We start from the raw sequence: 7,017 nt of genomic DNA, 5'->3' as shown, positions 1-7,017 counted from the left end.
GTGATGCGCGGCGCCCCGGCGACCGCCGCGGCGCCGCGCATCACCGGACTTCCACCCGGCACGCGCGCCAAACGCATCGCGGTCGCGCTCGAGATCGGACCCGCGGATGCGAACGTCATCGAGTACGTGCTCGCCATGGAGCGCGACCCCGACGCGGAGGTGATCCTGCTGCACGTCGCCGAGAGTGCCGCGAGCCGCTACCTGGGTCCCGAGAGTTCGGATGCCGAGAGCCGCGAGGACCGCGACGCACTCGAGTCGATCGCCGCGGGACTTCGCGCGCGCGGCCTCAAGACCCGCGTGCTGCTCGGCTACGGCGACGTCATGACCGAGCTGGCCCGTCTGGTGGGAGAGAGCGGCGCCGACCTGCTGGTGACGGGATCGCACGGCCATCGCCTGCTCGGCGATCTGGTGCTCGGCTCGACCGCGACCGGTGTGCGCCATCGGGTGCACTGCGCGGTGCTGACGGTGCCGCCCTCGCCGCACAAGCACGGCTGAGCGCTCGAGGCGAGGTTCGCTGTCGAAGCCGTGCCGAGCGCTACTCCGACCACCGCCGTGCCGGCGCAAGGATCTGCGCCGCGAACAATCCGGTCACCAGCGCCGCCAGCATCAGCGTCATGCGAAACGCGGTCTCGACCCCGTCGACCGTGGCGCGATCGAGCAGTGAGGCGAGGCTTCGAAACCCGACGCTGCCCGGCACGATCAGCAGCAGCGCCGGCACCAGCGTGATGCTGGCCGGGCGGTTGATCCGGCGCGCGATCAGGTTGCTCGCGCCCGCCGCCACCAGTGCGGCGGTGAAGATGCCGAGCTCGGGACCGAGCAGCCGCGCGCCGGTGCGCCCCGCGAAGAATGCCAGTGCCCCGACCACCAGAATGTTCGGAATCGCGCGCGGGTGAGCGCGCAGCAGCACCGTGAAGGTGAGCGGCGCGACGGCGAGCGCCAGCAGTTCGGTCCACGGCGGAAGCGCGATCGGATCGTGCGCGAGCGGTGCCCCGAACGCGGCGGCCGCAACGCGCGCACCGATCGCCACGCCGAACGCGATGCCGAGGAAGGTGCCGAGGGCGCCGGCCAGACGCGCGGTGCCGGCGACCAGGTGGCGCGCCGAAAGCTCCGCCATCGCGACCGTGAGCGTGAGCCCGGGCACCAGCACCAGGATGCCGCCGAGCATGGCGGTCGAGATCGCGAGCCCGCCGAGCGGACGGCTCGCGGCGGTCGCGATCGCCGCGGCGATCGCAGCCGCCAACGGCGCGAACACGCGCTTGATGCCGGGCACGCGCGCGACCGAGGCTTGCAGCGTCCCCGTGACGAGTCCGATCACCCCTGCGACCGCCACCTCGGCGCCACCGCCACCCAGGAAGCGCGCGGCCGCGGCGGACGAGAGTCCGAACGCGAGGACCTCGAGCGCAACCGGATAGCGCCCCGGTGCGGCCTGTGCCGCTTCGATCCGTGCGGAGCCCTGCTCCGGCGAAAGCCGGCCCGCGAGCACCTCGCCGCCAATGCGATCGATCACCGCCATGCGTTCGAGGTCGGTTTCGCCGGGGTCGAGTCGCAGCAGATGAGTGCGCTGCTCCTCGATCGGCCCGAACGCGGCGATCAGAGAGGTCGGCGTCGCGAAGAACTGGCCGGGGACGCCGAGCCGCTCGGCCACCCGCGCGAGTGTTTCCTCGAGGCGATGGGCGGGCGTGCCGTAGGCGTGCAGCGCGCGCCCCAGGTGAAGCACGAAGCCGACGCGCTCGGTGGTGGGGTTCATCGCGGCACTCTAGCGGCCGCGCCGAATCGGTGCGAAGCCGGCACGCGGGCGGGCGCTTGGCGTGCTCCGGCACGCGGCCTAATATGCGCGGCTCACGAGTCGCCGCAATCCTGCGGCTCGCCCCGTGCAGTTCGCGTCCACCCGGCTCCGACTTCATGACCCCGATGACCGATCGAATTCTCTTTGCCCGCGTTCGCGGCTCCGTCGCCGACATCATCAATGCCGGCATCGACCTGCTGCCTCACTTCGAGATGGCCGCCATCACGGTGCTGGAAAGCGCCGAGGAACCGGCGGAGGTGCCCGGCATCCGTCGGCGTCTGCGCGCCGAGGGCGTGCGCGCAGGGCGGCATCGCGGCGCGATCCTGCTGCTCCCGGGTGACCTCGAACATCTCGCCTCGGTGGGCATGCTGCTGGGCGGGGACGAGATCTTCCTGATGGCCGAATGGATCGAGGAGTTCGAACCGTTTCCCGGTCGCATCTCGGGCGACGCGTGCGACTTCGCGGAAGTCACGCCACTGGGGCTCGAGGAGTGGATGGTGGACACCCAGTGCATCGCTGCACTGGGCGACACGCGTGGCGTGAACTTCGCGACCTTCGACGTCGAGCTGGACCGCAAGCTGCGCGCGCGGTTCCCCGCGCCCAAGGACTGACGTGGGCGGTCGCGCGTGAGCGACACGCCACAGGCGCCGCCGGTACGTCTGCAGTCGCTCGAACTGCCGGGCCCCGCGGGAGTTCTCGAGGGTCTCTACCAGACTCGCGAGGGCGTCGAGTCTGCGTTCGCGGCCCTGGTGCTGCACCCGCATCCGCTCTACGGCGGAACCCTGCACAACAAAGTGGTGCATCGCACCGCGACCACGCTGCTGGCGATGGGCGCGGCGGTGCTGCGCTTCAACTTTCGCGGAGTGGGCGCGAGCGCCGGGCGTCACGACCAGGGCGAGGGTGAACTCGAGGACGCGCGTGCGGCGTGGAGCTGGCTGCGCGCGCGGCATCCGGGCGCGCGTCTGTGGCTCGCAGGCTTCTCGTTCGGCTCCTGGGTCGCCGCGCGACATGCCGCTTCCGATTCGAGCGTCGAGCGCCTGGCGCTGATCGCGCCGCCGGTCGGCACTCAGGACTTCGCAATGATGCGCACCGCGACGGTCGACAAGCTGGTGCTGCAGGGCACCGCCGACGTGACCTGCCCGCCCGAGAAACTCGACGCGCACTACCCGACCTGGTCCGAGCCCAAGCGATTGATCCGTATCGAAGGCGCCACGCACTTCTTCGATCGCAAGCTGCAGGAGCTGGCGGACGCACTGCTCGCGGGTTGGGGTGCGAGCTAGTCGCGAGCGTCGCCGCGCAGGTCGCGAATCTCGTTCGCGGCCTTCAGCAGCCGGTAGGCCGCCGCGACCGCCGAGCCTTCGTCGTTGAGTGCCACCGCGACATAGAGATCGCGCTCGACGTCGTACGCCACGACCGCGCGCGCCCCGTGTGCGCCGCCCGCATGCCCGAGCCAGGTCGAGTGGCGGGCGCCGTCCGCGACCTCGAACAGCATGACGCCGCGACCGTAGAACATCGGGTCGCTGAACATCGGATAGAGGCGATCGAAGGCGGCGCGCACGGTGGGCCCTCGAAGCAGTCGACCCGACAGCACCGCATGCCAGAAGATCACCAGGTCGCCCGCGGTGGCGGCGATGTTGCCGGCCCCGAACGGCGTGGTGCGATCGAAGCGGGTCTCCGGCCTGCCACCCTGATGGCCGGTCACGAGCTGCGGCCACTTCTCGCGCGGCGCCAGCGCGTGCGTCGCGCGGAGTCCGAGCGGCTCGACGATCCGCGCCGTCACGACCTCGTGAAAGGGGCGGCGCTCGAGCTGCTCGACGATCCTGGCCAGCATCACGTAGCCCGCGTTCGAGTAGTTCCAGTTCTCGCCGGGGCAGAACTCACTGCCGCCCATCGCTGCCGATGCGATGAACGCCTCGGGTGAGCGGTAGCCGAGGTGGCGATGCCACTCGGTGGGCTGCCGCTGGCTGTTGACGCCGCCCGTGTGGGTGAGCAGGTGATCGATCGTGATGACGCGCGCGTTGGGGAAGTCGGGAAACCAGCGCGCGATGGAATCGGCGAGCGACAGCCGGCCTTCCTGCACGAGCTGCAGCACGATCACGGCGGTGAACGACTTGCCGGCGCTCGCCCAGTAGAACTGCGAGTCCTCGGTCAGCTCGCGACGCGGTTTGCTGCGCGCGAGTCCACGATGAGCGCTCCAGTGACCGCGGCCCGGAATGCCGACCGCCGCGGTGATGCCGGGGCTGCGCGTCAGCGTGAGCAAAGTATCGAGCTCCGCGTTCAGGTGCCGGGCGGGTGTCGCGCCGAGCGTGTCGTCGATCGACCGTGCGGCGCGCGACCACACGCCCGAGTCGGGCGGCGCGTGCATGCGGCCGCCGCGATACGGCACCGCCGCGGAGCACTCGAGTCGTGGCGCGGTGGGAGCGGCAAGTGCAGATGCCGCGAATCGGTACGGGGCAAGTGCCGCCACGCAGAACAGGGCAAGGCACGCGAACATCTGCAGCGCGTTCGCCGGGCGCCTCACCGGACGATCGCGACCCGATCCGATCGCAGCACGCGTCCACCACTCGAGACGCGCGCGAAGTAGAGCCCGGCGCCGAGCGAGCGGGGCACGTTCGCTTCGAGACGCGCGGGGCCGGCGGCGATCACTCCGCGCCACAGCGTCGCGACGCGGCGCCCGGCGAGGTCGAACAACTCCCAGCTCACCTGGTCGCGTCTCGGCGACTCGAAGGCGAGCGTCACACGATCACGCGCCGGGTTGGGGGCGATCGAGACTTGCGGCGCGTCGCTCGAGAGCGGCACGTCGGTGACGCCATCGGCCCACACGAATGAGACGCGATCGATCGACCAGCCTTCGCGGCCGAAGAACGTGTCGGTCACCATTCGGAAACGAACCGTGAGCGGCCCGGGCGCGAGCGTGGCGAGATGGAAGACATCGGTTCGCCACCCGCCGCTGTTGCCACCCCAACACGGGCGTCCCGACAAAACAGTGCTCACCTTCGAGTAGAGCTGATTCGTGTAACCGCCTACTGGAGTGAGTGGTAGCCAGTTGCTGCCGTCGGTCGAGTATTCCGCGAGTGCGGGGTCCCATGCGAAGCCGGGGCCGGCGTCTTCGAGGTCGTAGCGATGCGTGATCTCGAGTCGGGCCTGCGGCGGAATCGCGGCGAGCGAGGGAGTGTAGAGCGCTGCATCGAGGTGCGGCGCGTAGGCCTCGCCGCTCGGTTCGCCACAGTGCATCACGCTGCCGCGCGACAGATCGAACGGTTCGATGCGCGGGTGCCACGCGTCGCGATAGCTGTAGATCGCCGGGATGTGATAGAAGCCGACGGTGCCGTTCTCCCACTGCTCGATTCCGTCACGAGTGACGTGCAGCGTGTCGAAGCCGGGATTCGAAAACCCGAGGTTCGCGGCAAGCGAAGCGTCGCGCGCCACGAAGCGGTAGGCGAGTCGATCGCCGAGCACCAGGCCGCCGCCGAGCGACGTGGCGAAGCTGTCGCGACCGACGCTCCCCGCCGCAACGCTCTGGAGCGGGCCACCGTTGAGAGTGAACTCGACCCGTACTTCGGCGAGCGCAAGGTTGTCGGACACGCGCGCGAGCAGTCGCTGCGGCAGACGAAACGCGGCCTGAGTCGGAACCGGAACGTGCACCACGCTCGGCGGCGTCACGTCGGGGCCGACTCGGAAGGTGTGGAGTTGAAGCGGCGCGGTCGATGGATCGGTCGCCGTGATCCCGACCGAGTCACTCGAAGCCGAGAGAAAGTACTCGTAGCTGCCGGGTGGAAACGCGAGTGAGACCGAGAACGTGTCGGGAGACTCCAGCGACATCGGCACCGGGTTGAAGGGTCCGCCGCCCACCGTTCGATGGTTGAATCGTACCGAGCCGGGATCGACCGCGATCGGGATTCCGCCTGCCTCGATGCCCACGAAGGCTCGCACGGCGCGCGGAGTGACCCCGTTCTCGGTGTCGGACAGCGGCGTGTGCGCGATGCGCACCGCGCCCGCGCGCGAGTCGAGCGTCACGTCGCAGGTACCGAGGCCTTCGGTCGCGCCCTGGAACCACGCCGGGAACGGCGCGCGGATCGCCTCGAGCTTGGCGAGGTCGGCAGGGCTCGCAGGTGCGCCGTTCGGGATCACGAGCGCGATCGCCATGCGGAACTGATGCGGCGCGACACTCGGGTCCGGCACCCGGGGCCCTTCGGCATTCGCGATGTCGTCGACGGTGTAGAGGGTGCCGACACCGCGGCATCCGAAGCCGGGAATCGGAATGGCTGCGGGCCCATAGGTGCCGGGCGGTTGCGGATCGGTCGGGCTGTTGACCTTGAGGAACGGCCCGACCGAGCTTCCGGGCCTCAGCCCCATCAGATACTGATCCATGCGGCCGAACTTCTGGCTCACGCTGGTGGTGCGGAACGAATCGGGCGGCAGCGTGACCCAGTCGCAGCCCTCCATGATCGAGGCGTCCGAATCGAAGAAGAAGTTCCAGTGCGCGCGGCCGCGGCCCAGCAACGAGCGCACGCTGTGGCCGGCCGAGTCCACGTAGACGTAGGAGAGCCAGCGATGTGCCATTTCGTGTCCAAGCGCGTCGAGTGAGTGCATCTCGGCGCTGCCCGGAACGTCGGTGAACGGATCGGAAGGATACTGGTGGAGGCCGTTCATGCTGAGGATCGCGCCGAGTCGCGAGGGGCTGCCGAACGCGTCCCCTTCGTCGAAGTTCGAGAGCCCGATGCCGCCGATGTCATTGCGGATCACGAACGAAGCCGCGAACGCGGTCGGCGAGCCGAGCCAGTCCGAGACGCCACTGGCGAGGAACAGCGCGAGGATGTCGTAGTCGTCGCCGTGGGTGCGATAGAACGCGCGCGATACGGCCATCAGGTCGACCTTGTTCGCGCCGTTGTCGAATGTGTAGAAGAAGCTGCCGTCGTCCTCGAGCACCGCGATCTCGCCGACATCGGTCGAGAAGTGGGTCGGCAACGCGCGAAACTCGGGACGGCTCGCGTGGGCCTCGATCACACCGCCGAGCGCGTCGGGATCGGAAGCGCAGAAGCCGCTCGTCTCGTGCGGGGAGGCGAACGATCGTCGCGCCGCCTTCGATGGGCCCTCGGCCTCTGCAGCCGCCGCAGCCGCCGCAGCGGGCGCTCGCCTCAGCGTGGGGCGCGCGTGGGCGAGTGCGGGCGCTCCAGAGAGGACGAGCGCAAGGGCGAGGGTGAGCGCGGGGGATCGCATGTTCAAGTGCA

6 protein-coding genes are annotated in these 7,017 nt (G+C 69.9%); 3 read left to right on the top strand and 3 right to left on the bottom strand.

Features of this window, described 5'->3' with window-relative positions; translation table 11 throughout:
* Window positions 1-495 (top strand): universal stress protein (locus HOP12_02695; GenBank protein ID NOT33058.1); only part of this gene is annotated, 495 nt, incomplete at its 5' end.
* 40 nt (window positions 496-535) lie between these two features.
* Here the strand turns inward: HOP12_02695 and HOP12_02690 are convergent.
* Window positions 536-1,747 carry a threonine/serine exporter family protein gene (locus tag HOP12_02690; protein ID NOT33057.1) on the bottom strand — a complete coding sequence of 404 codons (1,212 nt, stop codon included), beginning with the start codon at window positions 1,745-1,747 and terminating at the stop codon, window positions 536-538.
* Between the two features lie 155 nt (window positions 1,748-1,902).
* Between HOP12_02690 and HOP12_02685 the strand changes: the two genes are divergently transcribed.
* Together HOP12_02685 and HOP12_02680 are read left to right on the top strand one after the other, a co-directional pair.
* Entirely contained in the window at window positions 1,903-2,397 is a 495-nt protein-coding gene (locus HOP12_02685; protein ID NOT33056.1) for a hypothetical protein, read from the top strand.
* A gap of 15 nt (window positions 2,398-2,412) precedes the next feature.
* Window positions 2,413-3,066: an alpha/beta fold hydrolase gene (locus HOP12_02680; protein ID NOT33055.1), complete on the top strand. Its 654-nt coding sequence runs from the start codon at window positions 2,413-2,415 to the stop codon at window positions 3,064-3,066.
* On the opposite strand, the gene HOP12_02675 is transcribed toward HOP12_02680, so the two are convergent.
* Window positions 3,063-4,307 (bottom strand): beta-lactamase family protein, encoded by a 1,245-nt coding sequence (locus HOP12_02675; GenBank protein NOT33054.1) that lies wholly within the window; start codon window positions 4,305-4,307, stop codon window positions 3,063-3,065. The two genes, HOP12_02680 and HOP12_02675, sit on opposite strands and share 4 nt — an antisense overlap.
* Window positions 4,304-7,012 carry a T9SS type A sorting domain-containing protein gene (locus tag HOP12_02670; protein NOT33053.1) on the bottom strand — a complete coding sequence of 903 codons (2,709 nt, stop codon included), beginning with the start codon at window positions 7,010-7,012 and terminating at the stop codon, window positions 4,304-4,306. The genes HOP12_02675 and HOP12_02670 overlap by 4 nt, the downstream gene beginning before the upstream one ends.
* Window positions 7,013-7,017: the final 5 nt, after the last annotated feature.

It is taken from the genome of Candidatus Eisenbacteria bacterium, from assembly GCA_013140805.1.
Classification (GTDB): Bacteria; Eisenbacteria; RBG-16-71-46; order RBG-16-71-46; family RBG-16-71-46; genus JABFRW01.
Note: the sequence above shows the minus strand (reverse complement) of the source record. Positions and strands in the feature narration are given on the sequence as shown.

Coding starts and splice junctions, on each gene's coding strand:
- HOP12_02685 (NOT33056.1), top strand. CDS start 1,903: ATGACCCCGATGACCGATCGAATTCTCTTTGCCCGCGTTCGCGGCTCC.
- HOP12_02690 (NOT33057.1), bottom strand. CDS start 1,747: ATGAACCCCACCACCGAGCGCGTCGGCTTCGTGCTTCACCTGGGGCGC.